A 21,556-nucleotide genomic window follows, 5' to 3' on the forward strand; every position below is an offset into this window, starting at 1 on the left:
CACTGCAATCGGCGGGTTGGATAGGGCAATAAGCGGGCCACCTGCCCCGGACATTCGTCGTATGGAGCTGGCAGGCCGCAAAAAGAGCGGTCTGCAGGCCATTCGGCCAAGTCCTGCCCGAAAGGCCATCAAAAGCGGCAGGAAGGGTAAGATTACAGAAATACCCACTTACAATCGCACCAAAGGTGCTCCTCGGTAACACCTTTGCACCGTTGCAATGCAAAAAAGTGCAACCCTGCGGTACAACCCTTCGCTGCGGTTGGCCTCTCGTTGGGTAGCCCCCGAATGCTCGCCAGCGACAGCACCTTTAGCCGCAAACGGCCCAAAAGCGCTTCCCAGTGCCGCCCAAAGCTGGCACCATCGCGCCTTTTTTCATCAAGGCTACGGCGCTGGGCGAGACCCTCGCGGACATCTGCGCGACGTTGCGCTGCAGCGATGCGACAAACTGCCCCAGCATTGCCCAAAGCCCCTTGCGACCCTGTTGGCCGCCCTGATGCCGCTATGCTAGCTTGGCGCACGCCAGGAAGGCCGCCAACAGCTGGGAACGCACCCGAACACATGAGGACCGCACATGGCCCAGGCCACGCCCGCGCTGGAAATCCGCAACCTGCACAAACGCTACGGCGACCAGGAAATTCTCAAGGGCATTTCGCTGACCGCGCGTGACGGTGACGTGATCTCCATTCTGGGATCGTCCGGCTCCGGCAAGTCCACCCTGCTGCGCTGCATCAACCTGTTGGAAAACCCGCACCAGGGCGAAATCCTGGTTGCCGGTGAGGCTCTCAAGCTCAAGGCCGCCAAGAACGGCGACCTGATCGCTGCCGACAACCGCCAGATCAACCGCCTGCGCAGCGAAATCGGCTTCGTTTTCCAGAATTTCAACCTGTGGCCGCACATGTCGATCCTCGACAACATCATCGAGGCGCCACGCCGCGTGCTCGGCCAGAGCAAGGCCGAAGCCACCGAAGCGGCCGAAGCACTGCTGAACAAAGTCGGCATCTACGACAAACGCCACAGCTACCCCGCCCAGCTTTCCGGTGGCCAGCAGCAGCGTGCTGCTATCGCCCGCACCCTGGCCATGCGGCCTAAAGTCATCCTGTTCGATGAGCCCACCTCGGCGCTCGATCCGGAAATGGTCCAGGAAGTGCTTAACGTTATCCGCGCATTGGCCGAAGAAGGCCGTACCATGCTGCTGGTGACGCACGAGATGAACTTTGCCCGCCAGGTGTCCAGTGAAGTGGTTTTCCTGCACCAGGGCCTGGTTGAAGAGCAAGGATCGCCGCAGCAGGTCTTCGAAAACCCGACCTCGGCGCGTTGCAAGCAATTCATGTCCAGCCACCGCTAACGGAGCAACACATGCAGACTTACAAGAAATTCCTCCTGGCAGCTGCCGCCACGCTGGTGTTTTCGGCCAACGCCATGGCTGCAGAAAAACTGCGCATGGGTATCGAAGCGGCCTACCCGCCGTTCAACAACAAGGACGCCAGCGGTAACGTGGTCGGCTTCGACAAAGACATCGGCGACGCCCTGTGCGCCAAGATGAAAGTCGAGTGTTCGGTCGTCACCTCCGACTGGGACGGCATCATCCCGGCCCTCAACGCCAAGAAGTTCGACTTCCTGGTGTCGTCGCTGTCGATCACCGACGAGCGCAAGCAGGCCGTCGACTTCACCGACCCGTACTACTCCAACAAGCTGCAGTTCATCGCGCCGAAGAACGTCGACTTCAAGACCGACGCGTCCTACCTCAAAGGCAAGATCATCGGCACCCAGCGCGCCACGCTGGCCGGCACCTGGCTGGAAGACACCTACGGCAGCGATATCGACATCAAGCTGTACGACACCCAGGAAAACGCCTACCTCGACCTGATCTCTGGCCGAGTGGACGGCATCCTGGCCGACAAGTACGTGCAGTACGAGTGGCTCAAGAGCAAGGACGGCATGAACTTCGAGTTCAAAGGCGAGCCTGTGGTCGACAGCGACAAGATCGGCATCGCCGTACGCAAGGGCGACCCGCTGCGCGAGAAGCTGAACAAGGCCCTGGCAGAAATCAAGGCTGACGGAACGTACAAGAAGATCAACGACAAGTACTTCCCATTCAGCATCGAATGATTCGCCCCGACCAGCGCGCCCTTGCGGCGCGCCGGTCCCTAGAACGACCCTGCCCATGAATATCGACCTGCACGGATTCGGTCCGGCCCTGGCGGCTGGCACCTTGATGACCGTAAAACTGGCGCTTTGCGCCCTGCTGCTGGGGCTGGTCCTGGGCCTGCTCGGCGCCCTGGCCAAGACCTCCCCGCTCAAGCCCCTGCAATGGCTTGGCGGCTTCTACTCGACCTTGGTTCGCGGCGTGCCCGAACTGCTCTGGGTCCTGCTTATCTATTTCGGCACCGTCGGCCTGATGAACAGCCTCGGCGAAGCCCTCAACATGCCCGGCCTGGAACTCAGTGCCTTCGCCGCCGGCGTGATCGCCCTGGGCCTGTGCTTCGGTGCCTACGCCACTGAGGTATTCCGTGGCGCCATCCTGGCGATCCCCAAGGGCCACCGTGAAGCTGGCCTGGCGCTGGGCCTTTCCAAAGGGCGCATCCTTTCGCGGATCATCCTCCCGCAAATGTGGCGCATCGCCCTGCCGGGCCTTGGCAACCTGTTCATGATCCTGATGAAGGACACCGCCCTGGTATCGGTGATCGGCCTTGAAGAAATCATGCGCCACGCGCAGATCGGCGTGACCGTGACCAAGGAGCCGTTCACCTTCTACATGGTCGCGGCCTGCATCTACCTGGGCCTGACCGTGGTCGCCATGACCGGCATGCACTTCATGGAAAAACGCGCCGCTCGCGGCTTTGCGAGGGCCGAACAATGAACTGGGAAGTGATCATCAAGTGGCTGCCGCGCCTGGCCCAGGGTGCCACCCTGACCCTGGAGCTGGTAGCCATCGCGGTCGTTGCCGGGCTGATCCTGGCGATACCGCTGGGTATCGCCCGCTCGTCGCGGCACTGGTACGTGCGCGCCCTGCCCTTCAGCTACATCTTCTTCTTCCGCGGTACACCGCTGCTGGTGCAGCTGTTCCTGGTCTATTACGGCCTGGCGCAGTTCGACGCGGTGCGCTCGAGCAGCCTCTGGCCCTACCTGCGCGATCCGTTCTGGTGCACGGTGCTGACCATGACCCTGCACACTGCCGCCTATATCGCCGAGATCCTGCGCGGCGCGCTGCAGTCGATCCCCAAGGGTGAAATTGAAGCGGCGCGGGCGCTGGGCATGTCCCGTGGCAAGACGCTGTTCTACATCATGCTGCCCCGCGCTGCGCGCATCGGCCTGCCGGCCTACAGCAACGAAGTGATCCTGATGCTCAAGGCCAGCGCCCTGGCCAGTACGGTGACCCTGCTGGAGCTGACCGGCATGGCACGGACCATCATTGCCCGTACCTACCTGCCGGTGGAGATCTTCTTCGCTGCCGGGGTGTTCTACCTGGTGATCTCGTTCCTGCTGGTGCAAGGTTTCAAGCTGCTGGAACGCTGGTTGCGGGTGGATGCCTGCCAAGGGCGTTAACGACCACCGGGCTGCTCTGCTACCCACCGCCGTCACGCCGGTTTGACGGCGGTGGGCCCTTCACCTCAACCAATGCCTAGCGCCATGCCCCCTTTTCTCCACAGCCACCAACTACGCGACCGCTTCCTGGCCCTCGACCAGTTCCTGACCGAGCACCAGCCGCTGTGGAAACCCAGGCCGTTCACCACCCTGCGCCTGCCCTGGGAAGCCGAACACCCCGCACTGTCCGCCCACCTGCGCCAATGCAGCCTGAGCGATGCCGAAGCCGACCTCGACCCGCAAGGCGTGCCCGCACCGTTTCCACACCTTGCCCAACAAGCCCAACGGCTGAGCGCCCTGGGCGAGCTGCCCGACATCGGCCTGCCGCCCGCCGCACACCGCCTGGACGTCAATGTTCCAGGCCGTAAGTGGCAGCAGATCGAGGCCTTCAGCCGCCGCCTGAGCTTCCACACGCAGACCCAGCACTGGCTGGACTGGTGCTCAGGCAAAGGCTACCTCGGCCGCCGCCTGCTGCAGCCCGGCCAGCAGCTGACCTGCCTGGAGTACGACGCCCAACTGGTCAGCGCCGGCCAAGCGCTGAGTGACCACCACCAGCTACCGGCAACCCATGTGCACCAGGATGTGATGGCAGCGGACAGCCGCCGCCACCTAGGCAGCGACAAGAGCGTGGTCGCCCTGCACGCCTGCGGCGACCTGCATGTGCACTTGCTGCGTGTGGCCAGTGAGCAAGGCTGCCGCCATCTTGCCGTGGCGCCCTGCTGCTACAACCGCATCCAAGGCGAGCACTACCAGCCGTTATCCACAGCTGCGCAGCACTCATCGCTGCAACTGTCGCTGCTGGACCTTGGCCTGCCTCTGAGCGAAACCGTCACCGCTGGCGCCCGGGTTCGCCACCAGCGCGACTGCTCGATGGCCAGGCGCCTTGGCTTCGACCTGCTGCAGCGCCGCCAGCGCCAGCGTGATGAGTACCTGCCCACACCGTCATTGCCGGTGGCCTGGTTGGCCAAACCCTTCGAGCAGTACTGCCGCGATCTGGCCGACCTGCGCGAGCTGGACCTGACCATCAACCCCGACTGGGATGCCCTAGAAGCCGAGGGCTGGCAACGCCTTGCCCAGGTGCGCAACCTGGAACGGGTACGCAACTTGTTCAGAAGGCCACTGGAAATGTGGCTGGTGCTCGACCGCGCCCTGTTTCTCGAAGCCCAAGGCTACGCCGTACGACTGGGCACGTTCTGCGATTATCCACTCACCCCACGTAACCTGATGCTGCTTGCCGAGCGCGATCATTAGCGCGGCACAACCTGTGGATAAGTCTGTGAACAAGCTTGTGATGAATGGTTGGATCCAAGCGTTATTTCAACCGTTCGGCTTATTCCCGCTGCAGCTGCAACCCCAGTAAAAACAGGCCTTTGCGCAAAGACCAGCGGTGCATGGGATCGGCACGCCTTTCGCGCATGGGGCTGATGCCTCTTGTGCATAAACAAATATTCGATTAGGCAAATAGCGCTGGATTGGTGCGGCTACTGCCTGATTGTGGGCGCCGGCTTGCCGGGCCCACGGGTGCGTTGCAAGTCAGTGCAGTTTGTTCTTGGCCATCTCGATATCGTTCATCAACGCCTTGGCCAGCACGCTGAGGTAATCGGCGGCGCCCAACAGCTTGTGGTCATCCTCCATATCGCCTTCGCGCACCAGGTGTTTGATGTAGCCCAGCAATATCGAAACCTGTTCATAGGCGTGGTCTACAGGGATGCCGGGTTGTACGCGCAAGAGCTTCACGGGCGGGTTGCCGACTTCGAGAAACGTTTCGACACCGGCTGTGGTGAGGGGCTTTGTTTCAAGGCTCATGTGAACGCCCCCCCATTCTGCGTATCGTCCCAGCTCCGCTTGGCGTGCTGGATCAATACATAGGCTGAGTAGGCCGCGTGGTTGGCGTTTGCCAGCAGGTTCAGGCCGGGCTCGCCTGCGTGGTCACGGCAGTGGTCGTCGAGGGTTTCGACTACGGCACGCAGGAGTTCACCGGCGTGGGCGATGGCGTCGGTTGGGGAAATGTCGCTGTGGATGGTGAAGTACGGGGTGGTGATGAGAGGGCGAGGTGGGTCTGGAACGATTTTCTTCATGGCTTAATCCTTATTCACTGAAAATGGATGCCACCAAATCTTTCTCACGGATTTGGGTGGCAGCCGTACGCGGGGTGAGAAACCGAGTGAATAAGGAAGCCCGGCCAGACCGAAGTCTGCCCACGTACGGCAGCCATAGGGCTACCACTTATTCACAGTTGGGTTCTCACACCCTGTCACCAGGAATCCGCGACCCGGGAACGGTATCCCTGAGGCACTTTTCCGCCAACAGTGAAGCTTCGGTAGCGCTCGTAGGATAATTCCCAAGTGCTCCGTTACTGAAGCATTTGGTTTTAGATTCAGAAATACCTTACAGCTGCGCTCTCAGCGAAAGAGCACCACCGTATTTTTGGGGAGCGGTGTTTAACCAAGAAAAGGCCTGCACAGTGATCACAATGCGACGCAGATCCACCGCGAGCCCGGCCCGACGGTGTATGATCCGCCTCCCAAATCACTAAAAAGCTACGTCGCGCGCTGCCCCGCCAGCCCCGCGACCGTCTGGCGTTGCGCCAGAATCGACATGGACTAACGGACCTCGACATCGTGCCTCACGCCAAATCCCTTGCCCTGCTGACCTTCTCCCTGGCCCTGACTGCCTGCGCCAATGGCAGCGGCACCACGCCACAGCACACCAGCAACCTGGACTGGAACACCCCCGGCATGCAACTGGGCGGCGACAACGGTCTGCCCCTGCGCGTAGAAAGCCCCTGCCGCAAGCGTGGCTGCGACAACGACAAGCTGTTCTTCAACCCCGGCAAGACCGAACCAAACGTCAACACCATCCACCGCGGCTGGTAGGAAATTTCTCCTTTTAGGCCGGTGACTTAGGTCATTTTCAAACAATCGCAAGGAAGTGGTTTACAGGCGCCAACCGATCGTTATAATGACGCCCCATTGCCGGTATAGCTCAGATGGTAGAGCAACTGACTTGTAATCAGTAGGTCCCGGGTTCGATTCCTGGTGCCGGCACCATACGCAGTATCAAAAAAGGCTCACCGAAAGGTGGGCCTTTTTTGTTTTCCCCCCGCAGCGCCCAATCCCCTGCCTTACAGATGCGCTGAAGCCACCACGATCGGTGTAGGCGCTGGCTTGCCTGCGATGGGCTGCGCAGCAGCCCCAACCACCCCAAGCAGAAGCAATTCTCTGATCACCAGCCCAGCTCACAAACAGACACACCCTCCAACACAAACGCTTTGACTAGCCAACCAATCCCCACTACGATTTATCGAAAATTTTAGATATTTCTGTCGAGGCAAGCCAATGGCGCTTCAATTCCACGAAAGCCCTTTCCACGCCACCCACGACGCAGATACCGCCAGCAAAATGGCCTTGAAAATGGACTTGTCCATTTTCATCACTGACTGCATCAAAAAAATGGGCCTCAAACAGCATGATGCCGCAGCCAAGCTGAACGTAACCCAATCCCGCATATCCGAGCTTGCAAATGGCAAGATCGAGAAATTCACCTTGGACGCCATGATGGACATGCTGGACAAGCTCGGCTTTCGCACAACCCTGACCCTGCCCTCAAACGATGCAGGTTCACCGCCCCAGATCGTGATCACCCAAACGCCTGACAGCTAAACCCTGTATCCCATTTTTCTCAGTTCTTGCTTCAACTCTTTCATCCGCTGTTCGGCGACCTGCATCGCGTGCCGGTCGGACCTGTTGGTCGTTTTTACGAACGAATGCAACACGACGACCATGTCTGCAAATTTGGCCACATACACGCATCGGAATGCAGGGCTGCCGTTGATGATGAGCTCAATCGCACCCGCCCCTACCGACTCGGACAACGACGTGATCGGCCGCTCTGGGTCCTGGCCATACTGGATGCGTCGCAGGTCTTTACCAAAATCGTCCTGAACGTCTTTGGGAAGGTCTTTGTATTCACGCTCAGCAGCTGCACTCACAAACGCAAACTTTTTCAACGGTGTACCCACGGCGAGATGCTGGATTGGGGACGGCATGGATGCCAGGAGAAGGGAATCTAGCGCAGTGGCTTGCAGCTGGCGGAATTAGAAATGTTTCGCGGTTTGACGCTGAAATATCGTGTTTCTCTCGCCCGCTGAAATCAGTTCGACCTCATTTGGGGCCGGGGTTTGCCGCACTCAGGACGATGGGCTACGACACCAAGGTGGATATTTGCGGTCATGGATTCCGAGCCATGGCGTGCAGTGCGCTGATCGAGTCCGGACTGTGGTCGGAGACGGCTATCGAGCGGCAGATGAACCACAAGGAACGCAACAACGTGCGCGCCGCCTATACCCATAAGGCCGAGTTCCTCGAAGAGCGCCGGATGATCATGACCTGGTGGAGCCGGTTTCTGGAGGCAAACCGCGAGGACCATGTGACGCCGCATGAGTTTGCCAGGCAGGCGGGCGAGAACGTCACGCGCCTGCGCAGTGCCAAGAGGACCGAGTAACCCGCCGCACCACCATCACAAACTCGCTGTGAAGTTACCCACAGCACCGCATGAAGCTCCTCCGCGCGGGTCCTTTCAAACGGGGCTGCAAAGCCGCCCCGTTTGAAAGGACCATACCTAAGAAAAAAACCGCTGGCACAGCGTACGTCTGTGGAAAACCACTGATGTCCACCGGGGGGATCGTTTTATCCACAGGCGCTAAATCCCTGAAATCTCTTTGCTTGACGAATATTGTCCACAGGCGTAGACCGGGGGTTGCAAGCGCTATCGATGACAGCACCCCAGGTGACCCGAACCTCAAAGGTCACGCCGCTCCCGCGGTGGTTCTCCCCAAGGGCGATTCGCATCGGGCAGCTCGCCCGGTCACCTCCCCGGTGATGGATGCCTACTTCAGATCATGGCCCTCGTGCGCCAGACGAAAGTCCCTATTGCGCTGCCCTGCAGCAACCTATCCGCTTGGCCGAATCTTGCGCCAACCTGTGCCCGTCTCTTTCTTCTGGAAAGAGACGGGCGCTCCTGACACTGCTGCAGCCCTGATCGCACATGGCTCAGCGGCAATTCCCCTCGTGACAATCGGCGTGACAAACGCCGATGTCACCAGCAACAACCATGCAGATGATGGTGCCGCAGACCAAGGAATGGACTGCACCTGACTGACAGTCAGGCATGCCCCGGTCATCGCATTGCTGCGTTAACCCGGCTCAGGATCTCGCGGCACTGGCCTCGTCAGCCAATGCAGCCTCCACCCGCCCACCGGTAACGGTACTCAGGAGGCAGATCATGAGATGCCCTTGCTCCCGGACGTAAGGAGCCGCCAGTCCCGCGTAGAGGACATTCCCCACAGGTCGCAGGGGCCTTGATCGCTGATAACACTCAGCATTCTTGGCGGGATGACGTGGGGCGAGGATCGAAGATCGGAAGATGAGGTGGACTTGGCATTAGTGGGTAGGCCCTCGACTACGACAGACGAATGAGCTACGCGGGGCCACTTGCATTCAACGAAATATTTTAGCGGATGAAGCTCAGTATCAAGCGTTAGCGAAGAGCTAGCAGGAAACAGTAGGCGGATTACGTATGCATGTCGAGCACAATATTTGACCTTTCTCCTTGAGGAAGGCATAAAGCCATTACCTAGACGAGTATTTCTGCTTTTACTGAACAGTATCGGGCACCTTCACAGAGCCAGAACGCCAAAACCTGAAACGATAAACCAATAGCGGGCGTTGGCACTATTATTGCTAGGTGCAACTCGCAATAGGATAGGTTCACCAAATGGAGAGCGCATGAGTAAGGCCACCCAAAGTTTAAGCTTGAAGGACCTGCCGAAAGTATTTGAACGCGAACCGGGCGAAATTAATATTTCCCTTCTAAAACAAATCTGCAGTGTTTGGCCAAAATCTTCAAGCAACATCCGGGGCATTATTGAAAGCTTCACCGGAGAAAAGCTAAAACCAAAAGATGATACTTACATATTTTTAAGTAATTTTGTATTTTTAGCTGAATTCCGCAAGACATGGGAAGATTCAAAAAAAAGCGGATTCCCAACCTTCGACAGGCTGGTTTACCTGTACGTAACCCATAAACATAAGAACCTTCATTTTGACGCTTCGGAACTAGTAGACTTTTACGAGAAGCGTGACTGCAAAGTCTCAAAAGCTAAGAAAAGCTATCCTATCTTAACCAAAATAGGATTATTTACAGAACAATTATGCTCCACTTCAGTTGATCCTGTATCTTCTGCACTCCTAGCATGGAGTATGTTTGAGTCATGCACTCTAAATTTATTTGAGTCACCTAGAGAAACCTCTCTTCAAAATTTTGAAGAAGCACTGCTTGCAGATTTAGCGAAGAATAAACAATCTGAAATATTAGATCTACTTTCGACTGGCTCGTGGAAGAAGCCTTTAGAGGTCAGCAAGACCAAGGCTTCTATTGCTGAAAGTTCTATTGCGAATATCCAAAAGCCTGAAAATCCTGAAGATATAGAATTTGTAAAGCACACGCACCCGCTTCAAGAAGAATTAAGTGCGGACATATTAGAAGCTAAAGAAGCAATAAGCAAAATAAAATCTTACAGCGAAAACGTTGCTCAAAAAGCAACAATCTTAATGAGCAGCCACAATGCTAAGTCTATTGCCGATGGAATCCATGAATCAGCAGAGTCAATAAGCGCTCTTATCGAAGTGGTTGACAGTCGCCGACAAAGCATCATCGAAAAGTTGAATACTCCATTGAGGCTGGGTTATGCAGCATTAGACCTACCTGATCCACCTTCGATCGCTAGCTCCTTCTGCATGAATGGATTTAATGATTGGATTCAGATAGTAAATTCCGCGAAAGAGGATGTTTCACAGAAAATAGAAAAATTAAATCTCATCCTGAGCAAAAGTGAGAAAACTATTCGAGAATTGGTTATGCATAAAGAGGTGTGGGGTCCCTCCCCCTCCGGCGATGACATACTCGACACTTTAGCTAAATCCGCAGATATTATTGAGCGAGGCATTCAAGCTGAAAGCTATCTCTACGATGCAGTTCAAGAGAAATACTATGACTTAGAATGGAATCCATTGTCGGATAAATCTCTGAGCCATGTTTGGAAGCAATTTGGACTTCTGATCATCAGAAGGGCTAACATAAATGATCTCATGGGCATCTGTGTTAGAAAAGAGTTTGAACTTCTGCTGCAGCCTTTTTCTGATTTGGTAGCATCTTTAGTAAAAGACTACAAAAAGGATGAAATACCGAAGGTTATCTCTGCAGCTTCTTGGCTTACATTAGGCCAGAAAGAAGAGATTGCCCGGAACAATGAGAACTGCATAGCGGTTATTGCCATGGCACAACTCCATGGATATTTGAACAGCGACCAAATAAGCCACATTGATCGTTACTCCTACTGGAGTGCATATCCACTACATGATTTAATAAGTAACCCTGTGGATTTATTTGGAGACTTCTTTTCGTCATTATACATTTGCACAACTGAGCCAGGCTCAGAAGTTGATCTGCGCTTTTTGGTGCAGCAAGTCGCTAAGGCTGTGATCACAAATAGCGAAAAAAAGAATGCCACCAGTCCAGAAGTCGAGATGCAAAATCGACTGTTGAATGTGTTGGAGCGCCACCAAAAAGGTGGAAGCAATACTTACTCGCACATTTGGAATGCTGCTTACAACGACATTTTTTTGCCTCTGTATAATATTGCAGAAGATAAAGGTGCGTCAGAGTTTGCAAAAACCTATCAGGAGTTTGTTAATAACTTCGAGATAGAAAACCATCTCGCAAGCTGGAAGCAAGAAATACCCGAACACCTGAAGAAAAGATCTGAGTATGATAAATTTATTCGAAATCAAGTTAGCATTAAAATTTCTGAGTTGAATGATTGGCTCTCACTGTACGTGACTTCGACCTCCAAAAAATCTAATTGCAAGGCTCCTAGACACGAGCAACTTGTAAAAACCATTTGTTTAATACTTGAGTCGTCGGATACTGAGGCATTACTGCTTAAGTCGTGGTTACTCGATTTGCACGTACAGAAAGAACATGTCAAGTATCCATGTTTCGAAAGGAGCTTAGAAGGCTCATTTGGTACATCATTCGAAGCAGATGATGTTAGCGCATTCTATCCCCGTGCATTCTGCGAGAATTTAGAGCATGGGATTGTGACTTACGCCAGCATAATTGGCGACACTATTATTTCAGAAGCTGGTTTCAACACACATTCACAACTAATCAAGTTATATGCTGATAAACAGTTTTTTGAAGCGTTTGCGGCTCTTGTAAGCGAGTCGAACGAAGAAGTACCCCCAAGTATAGAAAGAATTGTAGAAAGAAATATTGAAGAGATAGAAGCGGCGCAGCAGGCAAAAATCAGCCTTCTTAAACAGCGAGTCGACGCCCTTACCAGTTCTTTCAACGACCTCACTAATAGCATTAAAAAATCTGAAGAGCTACTTAACACTCAGCAGTGGAAAAAGTTAGAAAAAGAGTTGGCGGACGCTGAACAATATTTATACTTGGCAGAAAGCGAAGATCTCGAAGCTAGAGAGCGAGAGGCAGTGGCTGCCCGCATAATAAAGCTTGGTAGAACTCCAGGGCCAAACGATAGCATTTCTTCGTTGCGCTCACTCTTAAATGCACTAATCAAAGAAAACCAACCTCGCCGCCTACATATTGAGCAAATTAGCAAGTTATCTAGAGTTAAAAACCTAGACGAACTATTACTAAATAAAGTTACCAGTTGCGTATCTCAACTAGATGATCGCCTGCCATATCCAGATGCTCAGACATCAGACCTATTAGCCTATTACTTCCAGCAAGCAGTTGACCCACTTTCACTTGAACTTGGACGCATCAGAACCCTCTTACCTTCTTACGGAAAAAAACTAAAATTACTTACATTTAATTTTCTTCACAACATTGTCACAAATGAGAGCAGCTTAGACGAAAATTCAAATCTGGTATCAGCACTGATTGACACAGCTGAAATGTGGAAAGAGCTGGGAATTCTGGGCGAAAGTTGCGTTGATGATATCCTGAGGGTCTTCGATTCGAAGGGCTTAGATGCTAAGAATTATTCTGAAATAGATGTATTTCCTGTATCCTCCAACCCACCTGAGAAAAGTCAATCTGTAATAGTAGAAAAGAACAAAGAAGATGAAGATGAGGAAAGGAACACTGTACAGCTTGATCAACTTGTTAAAAAAGCTAAGGCTTTAGCTACTCACAGACCAAAGCATCAGAGTTCATCTACATCATTGGATGAGCTTGTCAAAATGAGGAACTGGGAAGACGCTAGCTATATCGCTTTAAATGGCATGTTAGTCGAGCACCCAGAGCACTCAGCAGGCTGGCTTGAGTCACTGGCTGACTGGAGTGTAAGTTCTCTTTTGGGGAACAAAATTAAATTTAACGTTGCTGAGTACTCCGCTTGTTTGTACCTAATTAATAACATAAAAGGCTCCACAGTTGTAAAAGCAATTACGCCAACGAAAAACATGAAGGGGATGATTGGGGAGTTCGCTTGTGATTTTCTTACGCTTATGTTGCATGAAGCATCTGGTGACGCCGAGTCAAATGCGAAGGCTACAACCTCAGAAAAGCTTCAAAGTGTTTCTAACAACACCGATTTATTGTCTCAGTTTGCGAAAGAATTCAGATTTGCTTTCACATTGAAAGACAATGGCGATACTGCCACTACTAGGGGGATTTGGGACTACTTTTCCGGTGACAGTCGCCAGGCTGAGGCGAGGGCCTCTTTCATGAATATAGCTTGGAGGCTTCATGCTCCAGCCGTAACCGCTGCTTGCTTAGCATACTCGCCTATTGATATGGATCGAAGGAGAGCATCTGCTCTGGCCGAAATATCTCACAAAGCCCTTGTTGATGGAAAACATGAGCTTCTTCAAGGTTTCGTAGATTTACGTAAAAGCATCCAAGCAAAACCATTCCAGGTTTTTGTTGAGATGGTAATGCGGCGCGCCCCGATACATATAGAAACTCAAGCAAAATTGTCAATGGCTGGCAGCCTAGAGTTCATTGCCGATGGTGTACTCAGGGGAACATTGAACATTACACCTCGCAAAGTTGATTGCCCAGACTTAATTGAAATTACTCTCAACCCCACTGCACCAATAAGATTTAAAGGTGGAGCTCTTAAGTGGGATCTAGTAGGACCTTTTTTCTCAGAGACATCTCGCCCTATAGAGTTCGAGCAACTAGACAAAAATGCCGAACAATTTCGCCTTGATGTAGACTGTGAATCGACGTCACTTACAGGGGTGAGATCAAAATTCACTCAAAGTCTATATTTGAAAGTAGCCGGACGTGAAATATTTGAACCGTTATCACCTGACTTCATTGATGAAGCTTTTGATAGCTTTCCTGAGCAACAAATGCGCTATGACGCATACGTATCAAGGGCTGACGACGAGCAAAAAATCGAAAAGGCGCTATTTAACAGCAAAGTTGTTCGAAGTCTTTGGATATCTAGTCCGCGCCGGTCTGGAAAGACATCAATGCTGTACCGAATTCTAGATGCTTTTTCGCACAAAGTTGGGCGAGACAATTTCGTTATATATCTAACTATTGATGAAAGCTTCTCTTCAGGACTTGAATTTAACAAGTGGATATGGAAGCGGACTTGCAGCATCTTGGCAAACAAGGAGCTGCGGGATCTTTATAATGACTTCGATTCCATGGGAAGAAGCTTGACTTTTGATGCCGATGCGGGAACCTTTATTGGCCAACTTTCGGACATTCTAATTTCAAACTGCACTCAAGGAAGCCGTGTAATATTCTTGATAGACGAGATAGACCGATTTGCAGCTATGTATTTTGAAGGAGGCAGCCGAAAGAAGCTTGCCACCGACATCCTTTGGCAAATACGCCACCTCATTGCCGAACGAAGAGATATAGGGATTGTCTTTGCAGGTTCGTCAGCCGCCCGGGAAATTTTCATTTCCAATCCAGAGTCTCCATTCTATAACAGCATTGAACACTTAGAATTATCCCCATTCTCGTGCAAAACCAAGCAACAAGAGACAAGTAGCAGGCAGATAATTGAGCCTGGCCAAATCCGCTATCGTCATGTAATTCCGAAAGAGAGCCTAGAACATCTAATATGGGTATGCTCAGGCATACCTTACTACATGAAGTTAGTTGCGGGTGCTACTTTTGCGGTAGCAACTCAGTCACATATTTTGGTCTCTGATATTAACTCCGGATTACGTGCTCTGCTTTCAAAAAACACGAAAATCTCCAAGCTAGATGACATGGGTGGTGATCCAGGAGCAGACGATTTGAGGACTACCGTCACCCTAGAGCGGAACAGTGATGGTGTTCTTGTAAGGGCAGTGCTTTACGCTGTCGCGGATCTACATAGCCCGATAAGTGGCCACCGTGTATTAAGAGGAAGAATAACATCAAAGGAAAGTAAGCTCTCTAAACAATATCGAATCCCAAAAGAACTGATAGAGAGAGGGATTGAAATCTGCCTCAAGCTCGGGTTGCTGAGGCTATCGGCGTCAGCTTCGGCCCAAGAGCTATTCTTTGCAATCCCTATACTAGGGGAGTCGTTGAGAAATTCTTCCGCTCGGCATTGGGCTTTAATTGATCATGAACTGAGCGCGATTTCGCCAAATACTTTGGAAGGAGCCAAACAATGAAAATCCCAGAAGCTCATATAGTGTTGTGCAAAGAGATAATCGAGTCTTGGCTAAAGAGAAAGAGCAATTATATTGTAGTTGCTCCACCAATGAGTGCGTCACGCCATTTTTTTAATAAGCTTTCTGAAGACAAAACAATATTTTCCTTTATTGGAAAAGAGCTATATTCACTAGCAATTGCAAAAATGGATACTGACGACTTCCGTAGTGAGATATTGTTTGCGCGCAAAGTCGCAAATAAGTGGGGAGTCACTGATTCGTCTAGCGCCTCAGAAGATGATCCGGTCACCGTATTAAATGCTGCGACTATAGCCGTCATTGAAAAAAATCGTATCCCAATAATTATAATTCACAGATTTCATGAAGCGCTACAAAACCTAGGCGAAAGAATTGGGACCGTGCTTCGAAATCTTGAGCACGACATGGGGCTAAAAACTGTCGTTGAGCTGCCAATATCGCTGCCAGTTCTTAGAGAGCGTTGGGAGCTATCTAATAAATTTAAGGCCCCATTCTTAGCCTCTGATTGGGGACAAGGACATCGGAGTAAATGCTTAAAAGGCTTGAATGAGGCAGAGATTAGTACTCTATTAAAGGAGAACGGGGGAAGTCCGGATCTAGCGTCTGATGTGCTCAAAATTACCGGTGGCTTATCCGAAATAGTAAACGATATATCAGAGGACTTAGCGCGTATGAGGCGCGGTGGTGTAGAACCATACATAAAGAGCCGAACAAAGGAACTCTGCGAACGCCTAGTCGACTGGCTGGACTCATCAGAGGAAAGTCATACATATAAGAAACTTGTCGCGAAATCGTTGACTAAAAAGCTTGACCCCAAAGAAGCTGCAACTGTGCTCAGTCATGACTGGGGGAATCTCATTCTTGGCAAAGATGGCATTTTAGTTTTTAAAATGCTTGGATGGGAGTGTTTGGCCAGGCTTTCTTCGATCGCTGACAACCACGCTGTACTATCTATTGAAGAACTAATATCCACGAATAATTATCAGGGCGCTGCTGACATTATCAGATTACAGCAAACTGGAGACTCTATAGACTCTCCAGCATGGCTCCTAATGGGGAAAATATTGTCAGCATGCAAAATATTAAGCAATATATTTGGGACTGATGAAGACTGGCGATCCGCTAAAACCATAATCAACGAACTTAAACTTCTAGAAAACTCCCAGAAATTTGGATTTGACGAATCAATAAATGCCATTCTTCGCTGGGAGGACCTTACGGATTTAATGTCCGACTATTTTCTTAAGTATAAGCTTGATGGAAAACTTCGATTTGAACAGTACGTTTGCGACGAACTAAAAAATAGAGGAACCTTAGCTTTTTGGCAGCTACTACATGCTAGACTTGAGAACGCTAAGGAAATGCCTGCTTTCCAAGCATTGCAATCTGTAGTGACACACCCAGAAGCTATTCTACAGGTTTATGCTAATGAGAAGTTTGGCATCTGCTTCTGGAAATCTGAGAAGCTGGGCGAGCAAGAGGTCACCAAGATATCTGACTTCATCAAAATGCAATTTCGCCCTTCAGCGAACAACGCAGTTCTTGGCTTTGCAGAGTTAATTTTTATCAGCTCGACTCGGGAGTCTGAACTCCCACCGGAATTAAGACTAGTACCTAACTATCACAAAATGCAAGAATATTTAGAACTATATGAGGTGAGGAAGCGGCAGGTACATAGTACTTCATTCGTGAGCGCGAGCGATTGGAGTAACTACTCAGATCTTTGCAGAGAAATGCTTGAAAGAGTTTCCACAATTTACGGTGAAAGAGCTAAAGATATAGCGCTACCTTCGACTGATTCAATTCTTAGGTCAGCACTGTCTTCTTTAAAAAGCATTGCACGAGCCTAATCCAATTGACTCCTTCGAGTAGGCTTTTGCTGAATTAGCGAATTTTTTTATAATTAGTAATAAAAACTCAGCAATCTTGGCAACCACTGCCTCGTTCGAAGCCAGCTAAAAATATACCAATGCGATCGCCTCTTCTGAAATAAAGAGGACCAGGCGATCGCTGGAGTTATAACAGCCAGAGCGTTCAAGAGGCGGGTAAGCGGGTAAGCGGGTAAGCGGGTAAGGATAGTTTTAGAGATAGTTCACCTTCACATCTCAACATTAAAGCTATGGAAATCATATTCTTGTATATAATTTCGACTCCTGGTGCCACCATATAGATGAACAACTTGGCCTCGGCATTGACCTGTGCAGGAGCGTCTAAATCTGGTCTAGTTTCATCGGGCGATTCTGAGCGAGCGTGCGGCCGGAACAGACCTATACAAGGCCGGCAGCCCAAGGATCACACACCATAGCGCCAGCACCACCACGCGACACCAACGTAACCAGCTGTCTGAGGCTAATCCTCAATGAAGCGCAAGAGCAAGACCCAAACCCCTGACAAAGGCTGTAGCCCTCAGGCTTCCAGCCTGAAGGAAACGCCAGTATCCAAGGCTTTGGGTACCGTTCAGCCCGATAGCCGTCTTGGAAAGCTCTGGGCGTTTGCATCGCCAGATTTGCCGGTTCACGACCAGCACGTCCGTCAAGAACTGGATTACCTGGTCGTGCAAGCGACCAAAATGCCTTTGGAGAAGGTTGATAGGGCCGTTGCAGAAACCTTCGCGCTTTTGTTTTGGTACAAAAACGAAGATATGCATGAAGCCTTGGAAGACCGCCTCAAAACGCCTGGGCTCGCTCCCGTCAGGAAGCGCCGACTCATGTATCTGGTGGATCGGCTTCGCCGATTCCCCTGCATGGAACCGGAGCGGGCCGATCAGATGAAGGAACTGGTCGCCAAATGGCAAAGTCTGTCGCGCAACGTGAACGAAAGGCTGCTGGCAAAGGCGCAGCAACTCAATCGATACGACAAGGTTGCCGTCGCATGGGGCGTGGCTGAACCTGTGGGACACCTGATGAGTATGGTCCTTGAACTGCAGACCCGACATTTTGTGGACGCTCACCGGCTACCCAATGGGTATGACACGTTGGCAGCACGCCACAGCGGTTCACGCCAGTGACATTTGCCAGCCCTCTATAGGCCCGCCGATGCGGAACCTGTCCCGAGCGGTGGCGTAATTCATCGTGGCTGTGGCCGCTGAGGGTGATTACAGCCCCTCTCCGCCCGGTTCTTGTGTACTGAAGTCACCTGACAATAACCTAATTTGTATCTTCCGCCGCCGCCCGAAAAACAAAGCCCGCCACGAGGGGCGGGCATAGGCATGCAGTCTAAACACGCATGCCATGCAGTTGCTGCCTCATCTCCTAAGACCCAGACTACCTCTGAGCCTGGCGAACATCCTGTTCAGACATCTGCTTTCTAGGTCTTTCGTTCCCAGAAACTGGCTAACATCCACAACCCAACTAGGCTTCTTGCAATACTCTAAGTGCAGCTGAGGCTAAAAAACCAGACCGGCTTTTTTGCTCAGGATGATGTTTTACATACTCGTCGATGCGATTAAGCAAATGCCCAGGCAAGGTTATATTCAGCTTCTCAGCCTTGCCTAGATACTTCGTTATATCAATATCGACCACTGCCCAGGTGCAGCCTGCATATTCAGGATTAGCCGAATGGACGGTTAACTTATTTGCGGTAGGAATCACCGCTCCATCCTCGGCCAGTAATTCCAAGTGACCCTCGATCGCTTCTTTGGCCATCGCCAGAGCATCGTCGAGATCATCACCCGCTGAGAAGCAGCCCGGAATATCTGGAACTTCGACACCCCAAGCGTGTTGCTCATCGCCAGGAAGAATCGCAATTGGATAAAGCACTGATTTGTCCTCCTCGGACGCTGTGATGTATCCCCTAGCTATCGACATCAGCTAGGTCAGATTCAACCGCTGGACTCAATGGAGATCAAGCGGTTGAAAGGCCCTCCTTCTCACAGTTGGGCTTGTTTCAAAATACTGTTGATCGTTTTCAGCAGCAGATCTTTTTTTGGATGTGGGATTGTCACCAACCCCGGTTTCGTTGGGTGTTTGAAGTGGTGATGACTCCCTTTCACCCGTACCTCGACCCAGCCATCCGCTTCGATCCTCGCTATCAGCTCGCGGCTATTCACATCACCTCCTTTCGCTGCGCCACTGGTGGTTACCATAACCACCGATCTTGCGACTGTCAACACTATACCCACCGGTGGTTTAGCTGTTTGCCGCACCGTTCCAAGGCTGCCCGGCTGGGCGGCGGTTGGTCTGCATTTCATCCCCGCGGCCAGGGTCAGGCAGGCGATAAGTCCAGCGACAACATGGGCGTGCCTTTGCGCGAAGGCGTGATGTATGTACACAGCGTCTTGATAGGCCTGAACTGCGCTCGACCATCCGCATCAGCGCAGGGGGTGAGATCAGCGAAAGCGAGTTATAGGCGCGAATGTGGCTGATGGAGCGCGGCGAGAGCTTTGCACTAGAGACAGGGGAAGTGGCTGTAGCGAAAAGCGGCTCGAGAAGGAAGGAGAGCCTGCTCATGGGGCAGAATGCCGTGCATCTGTGCCGGCCTCATCGCCGGCAAGCCGGCTCCCACTTGGATCTGGGGAGGCCGGTTTGCCGGCGAATGGGCTGCAGGGCAGCCCTAAGCCAGGTCAGTATCAGAAGATGCTGATCGGGTACTCGACGAATACGCGGACTTCGTTGCCGTCGTCGAAGTAGCCGTTCTGGCGAACGCTTTCCGACGTGCGCAGCCAGGAGCCGCGCAGCTTGACCGACAGGTCTTTGGCCGGGCCGTCTTGGACCACGTAGCGAAGCTGGTTGAAGATTTCACGCTCCTTGCCTTCGCCGTAGCCGTGGGTGTTGATGTTGTCACCACGCACGTAAGCGATCTTGTAGGTCAGCCCCGGAACGCCGTAGGCGCCAAAGTCCAGACCGTAGGCAACCTGCCAGGAACGCTCGTCTTCGGCGTTGAAGTCAGACCAGTAGGAGTTGGCCAAGTAGATGGTCGAACCACCGTCACCCACGCCACCGCGGTCCTGGTACCAGCCATAGTTGTAGCCAGTGCTGCCTGTGCTGCGCTGGTGCGCCAGGGTCACCGAGTGCGGGCCGAACGCGTAGGTGGCCGCCAGGCTCCAGATGGTGTTGTCGTCGCCAGTCAGGTCGGCTTTCTGCACGTACTTGCTGTTGATGTCCGACTTGTAGCCATTGAAGTCCAGGGTCAGGGACTGGTCTGCCGCGATCGGGAAGACGTAGTTCAGGCCCAGGTAGTGCTTCTTCATCACGTCTTCGATGTTGGACGTGTAGGCAGAGGCCGTGAAGTTGTCGGTGAACTTATAGCTGCCACCGAACACATCAATCGACTTCAGGTGGCCGCTGTCACGACCCTCGGCACTCTTGCGCGCCTCCTGGGTGAAGTGACCGGCATTCAGTTCCAGGCCCTCGATCTCCTTGGAGGTGATGAAGGTACCGGTGTAGCTCTCTGGCAGCAGACGGCTGTCGTCGTACTGCAGCACTGGCAGCGCAGGCATCATGTCACCGTACTTCAGTACAGTGTTGGATACGCGGAACTTGATCGCGGCACCGGCACGCGCCAGGTTGTGCGGCGAGTTTGCCGGCGCAGTGTCGCTGGCCTTGAAGAAGTCGACGCCGGCAGCGCCGTTACGGCCTTTGCCGCCGTCCAGGCGCACGGCATACAGGCCGAAGGCGTCAACGCCTACGCCCACGGTGCCCTGGGTGAAGCCGGAGGAGAAGTTGCCGATGAACGCCTGGCCCCACTCGCTCTGGTCCTTGGTGCCGTGTTTCTTGTCACGGTCCATGTACGCGTTACGCAGAAGAATGTTTGCGTGGCTGTCTTCGATGAAGCCTTTGCTTTCGGCCTGCTCGTTGGCCTGGGCCTGGGTCGCGGCGATCATCGCCAAAGCGACCAGGCTGATCCTGGTTTTCAACATCTTGTTTTCCTTGTTTCGTAATCAAAAACGCTCTGCAATATGACGCCAGGAACCAACGCCCCTTCGTAGGTTCGACGCTATGCGGATCCGAACTGATAAGGCCCGCCAGTGGTCGTGGGGCGGGCCTTGTGCAGCAGCATGGCCAGGTCATGGCCAGCAGGCGTTGGCCGAATCCTAGCCGCGTGCGATTACAAATGTCAAAAATTCGTGAAATGCAGAACGATATAACCAAAATAAGGCCATCGAGCAGGGCAATTCCTTGCATGATCGCGCTATCGGCGGGCAATTTATCTCTGGTGGGATAGGCCGCTTTATTGCGTAGGGCAATTCTGAAATGAAGGCTCAGCACGGCGCCGTCAGTGGCACGCTCATGTGCAGCTTCTGGAGTGCAGGCAGGCCTTGGCCCGGCAGAAATGAAAACGCCACCGCGAGT

General features: G+C 52.5%; 16 protein-coding genes, 1 tRNA gene and 1 pseudogene. 12 read left to right on the forward strand and 6 right to left on the reverse strand.

Annotated features, from left to right (window positions below; all coding sequences use genetic code 11):
* Positions 1-571: 571 nt before the first annotated feature.
* The 5 genes from ABRP30_RS26450 to ABRP30_RS26470 all read left to right on the forward strand — a co-directional run bounded on the left by ABRP30_RS26450 (position 572) and on the right by ABRP30_RS26470 (position 4,836).
* Positions 572-1,345: an ABC transporter ATP-binding protein gene (locus tag ABRP30_RS26450; RefSeq protein ID WP_012316684.1), complete on the forward strand. Its 774-nt coding sequence runs from the start codon at positions 572-574 to the stop codon at positions 1,343-1,345.
* Between the two features lie 11 nt (positions 1,346-1,356).
* The gene (locus tag ABRP30_RS26455; protein ID WP_115273105.1) at positions 1,357-2,109 is read left to right on the forward strand and encodes an ABC transporter substrate-binding protein; all 753 of its coding nucleotides are present in this window, start codon (positions 1,357-1,359) and stop codon (positions 2,107-2,109) included.
* Positions 2,110-2,164: 55 nt separating this feature from the next.
* Positions 2,165-2,860 (forward strand): ABC transporter permease, encoded by a 696-nt coding sequence (locus tag ABRP30_RS26460; RefSeq protein WP_241805573.1) that lies wholly within the window; start codon positions 2,165-2,167, stop codon positions 2,858-2,860.
* On the forward strand, positions 2,857-3,546 hold the full coding sequence (locus ABRP30_RS26465) for an ABC transporter permease (protein WP_012316687.1): 690 nt from the start codon (positions 2,857-2,859) through the stop codon (positions 3,544-3,546). Before ABRP30_RS26460 ends, ABRP30_RS26465 begins: the two co-directional genes overlap by 4 nt.
* 84 nt (positions 3,547-3,630) lie before the next feature.
* Positions 3,631-4,836 carry a methyltransferase gene (locus tag ABRP30_RS26470; RefSeq protein ID WP_349975969.1) on the forward strand — a complete coding sequence of 402 codons (1,206 nt, stop codon included), beginning with the start codon at positions 3,631-3,633 and terminating at the stop codon, positions 4,834-4,836.
* Positions 4,837-5,118: 282 nt separating this feature from the next.
* On the opposite strand, the gene ABRP30_RS26475 is transcribed toward ABRP30_RS26470, so the two are convergent.
* Entirely contained in the window at positions 5,119-5,391 is a 273-nt protein-coding gene (locus ABRP30_RS26475) for a DUF3077 domain-containing protein (protein WP_241805570.1), read from the reverse strand.
* Positions 5,388-5,663 carry a hypothetical protein gene (locus tag ABRP30_RS26480; RefSeq protein ID WP_349975970.1) on the reverse strand — a complete coding sequence of 92 codons (276 nt, stop codon included), beginning with the start codon at positions 5,661-5,663 and terminating at the stop codon, positions 5,388-5,390. The genes ABRP30_RS26475 and ABRP30_RS26480 overlap by 4 nt, the downstream gene beginning before the upstream one ends.
* Before the next feature lie 543 nt (positions 5,664-6,206).
* Here ABRP30_RS26480 and ABRP30_RS26485 point away from each other — a divergent pair.
* The 3 genes from ABRP30_RS26485 to ABRP30_RS26495 all read left to right on the forward strand — a co-directional run bounded on the left by ABRP30_RS26485 (position 6,207) and on the right by ABRP30_RS26495 (position 7,247).
* Positions 6,207-6,461, forward strand: a complete 255-nt coding sequence (locus ABRP30_RS26485; protein WP_349975971.1) for a hypothetical protein — start codon at positions 6,207-6,209, stop codon at positions 6,459-6,461.
* A gap of 98 nt (positions 6,462-6,559) precedes the next feature.
* Positions 6,560-6,635: transfer RNA gene (locus ABRP30_RS26490), tRNA-Thr, on the forward strand.
* Positions 6,636-6,923: 288 nt separating this feature from the next.
* Positions 6,924-7,247 carry a helix-turn-helix transcriptional regulator gene (locus ABRP30_RS26495; RefSeq protein WP_349975972.1) on the forward strand — a complete coding sequence of 108 codons (324 nt, stop codon included), beginning with the start codon at positions 6,924-6,926 and terminating at the stop codon, positions 7,245-7,247.
* Here the strand turns inward: ABRP30_RS26495 and ABRP30_RS26500 are convergent.
* Positions 7,244-7,594 (reverse strand): type II toxin-antitoxin system RelE/ParE family toxin, encoded by a 351-nt coding sequence (locus tag ABRP30_RS26500; RefSeq protein WP_349976028.1) that lies wholly within the window; start codon positions 7,592-7,594, stop codon positions 7,244-7,246. The two genes, ABRP30_RS26495 and ABRP30_RS26500, sit on opposite strands and share 4 nt — an antisense overlap.
* A 173-nt stretch (positions 7,595-7,767) precedes the next feature.
* On the opposite strand from ABRP30_RS26500, the pseudogene ABRP30_RS26505 reads away from it, so the two are divergent.
* From ABRP30_RS26505 to ABRP30_RS26520, 4 genes and pseudogenes are all read left to right on the forward strand, one after another.
* Positions 7,768-8,088: pseudogene (locus ABRP30_RS26505) on the forward strand (tyrosine-type recombinase/integrase); the annotation flags it as partial.
* 1,283 nt (positions 8,089-9,371) lie between these two features.
* On the forward strand, positions 9,372-15,248 hold the full coding sequence (locus ABRP30_RS26510) for a hypothetical protein (protein WP_349975973.1): 5,877 nt from the start codon (positions 9,372-9,374) through the stop codon (positions 15,246-15,248).
* On the forward strand, positions 15,245-17,116 hold the full coding sequence (locus ABRP30_RS26515; protein WP_349975974.1) for a hypothetical protein: 1,872 nt from the start codon (positions 15,245-15,247) through the stop codon (positions 17,114-17,116). Before ABRP30_RS26510 ends, ABRP30_RS26515 begins: the two co-directional genes overlap by 4 nt.
* A gap of 509 nt (positions 17,117-17,625) precedes the next feature.
* A complete protein-coding gene (locus ABRP30_RS26520; protein ID WP_349975975.1) occupies positions 17,626-18,273 on the forward strand; it encodes a hypothetical protein in 648 nt (215 codons plus the stop codon).
* 343 nt (positions 18,274-18,616) lie between these two features.
* On the opposite strand, the gene ABRP30_RS26525 is transcribed toward ABRP30_RS26520, so the two are convergent.
* The 3 genes from ABRP30_RS26525 to ABRP30_RS26535 all read right to left on the reverse strand — a co-directional run bounded on the left by ABRP30_RS26525 (position 18,617) and on the right by ABRP30_RS26535 (position 21,123).
* Positions 18,617-19,024 (reverse strand): type II toxin-antitoxin system HicB family antitoxin, encoded by a 408-nt coding sequence (locus ABRP30_RS26525; protein WP_349975976.1) that lies wholly within the window; start codon positions 19,022-19,024, stop codon positions 18,617-18,619.
* Positions 19,025-19,134: 110 nt separating this feature from the next.
* Positions 19,135-19,314, reverse strand: a complete 180-nt coding sequence (locus tag ABRP30_RS26530; protein ID WP_267819423.1) for a type II toxin-antitoxin system HicA family toxin — start codon at positions 19,312-19,314, stop codon at positions 19,135-19,137.
* A gap of 519 nt (positions 19,315-19,833) precedes the next feature.
* On the reverse strand, positions 19,834-21,123 hold the full coding sequence (locus ABRP30_RS26535) for an OprD family porin (RefSeq protein ID WP_267819426.1): 1,290 nt from the start codon (positions 21,121-21,123) through the stop codon (positions 19,834-19,836).
* Positions 21,124-21,556: the final 433 nt, after the last annotated feature.

This window comes from Pseudomonas sp. WHRI 8519 (assembly GCF_040224055.2).
GTDB classification, from domain to species: Bacteria; Pseudomonadota; Gammaproteobacteria; order Pseudomonadales; family Pseudomonadaceae; genus Aquipseudomonas; species Aquipseudomonas putida_X.

Coding starts and splice junctions, on each gene's coding strand:
- ABRP30_RS26450 (WP_012316684.1), top strand. CDS start 572: ATGGCCCAGGCCACGCCCGCGCTGGAAATCCGCAACCTGCACAAACGC.
- ABRP30_RS26455 (WP_115273105.1), top strand. CDS start 1,357: ATGCAGACTTACAAGAAATTCCTCCTGGCAGCTGCCGCCACGCTGGTG.
- ABRP30_RS26460 (WP_241805573.1), top strand. CDS start 2,165: ATGAATATCGACCTGCACGGATTCGGTCCGGCCCTGGCGGCTGGCACC.
- ABRP30_RS26465 (WP_012316687.1), top strand. CDS start 2,857: ATGAACTGGGAAGTGATCATCAAGTGGCTGCCGCGCCTGGCCCAGGGT.
- ABRP30_RS26470 (WP_349975969.1), top strand. CDS start 3,631: ATGCCCCCTTTTCTCCACAGCCACCAACTACGCGACCGCTTCCTGGCC.
- ABRP30_RS26475 (WP_241805570.1), bottom strand. CDS start 5,391: ATGAGCCTTGAAACAAAGCCCCTCACCACAGCCGGTGTCGAAACGTTT.
- ABRP30_RS26480 (WP_349975970.1), bottom strand. CDS start 5,663: ATGAAGAAAATCGTTCCAGACCCACCTCGCCCTCTCATCACCACCCCG.
- ABRP30_RS26495 (WP_349975972.1), top strand. CDS start 6,924: ATGGCGCTTCAATTCCACGAAAGCCCTTTCCACGCCACCCACGACGCA.
- ABRP30_RS26510 (WP_349975973.1), top strand. CDS start 9,372: ATGAGTAAGGCCACCCAAAGTTTAAGCTTGAAGGACCTGCCGAAAGTA.
- ABRP30_RS26515 (WP_349975974.1), top strand. CDS start 15,245: ATGAAAATCCCAGAAGCTCATATAGTGTTGTGCAAAGAGATAATCGAG.
- ABRP30_RS26520 (WP_349975975.1), top strand. CDS start 17,626: ATGAAGCGCAAGAGCAAGACCCAAACCCCTGACAAAGGCTGTAGCCCT.
- ABRP30_RS26535 (WP_267819426.1), bottom strand. CDS start 21,123: ATGTTGAAAACCAGGATCAGCCTGGTCGCTTTGGCGATGATCGCCGCG.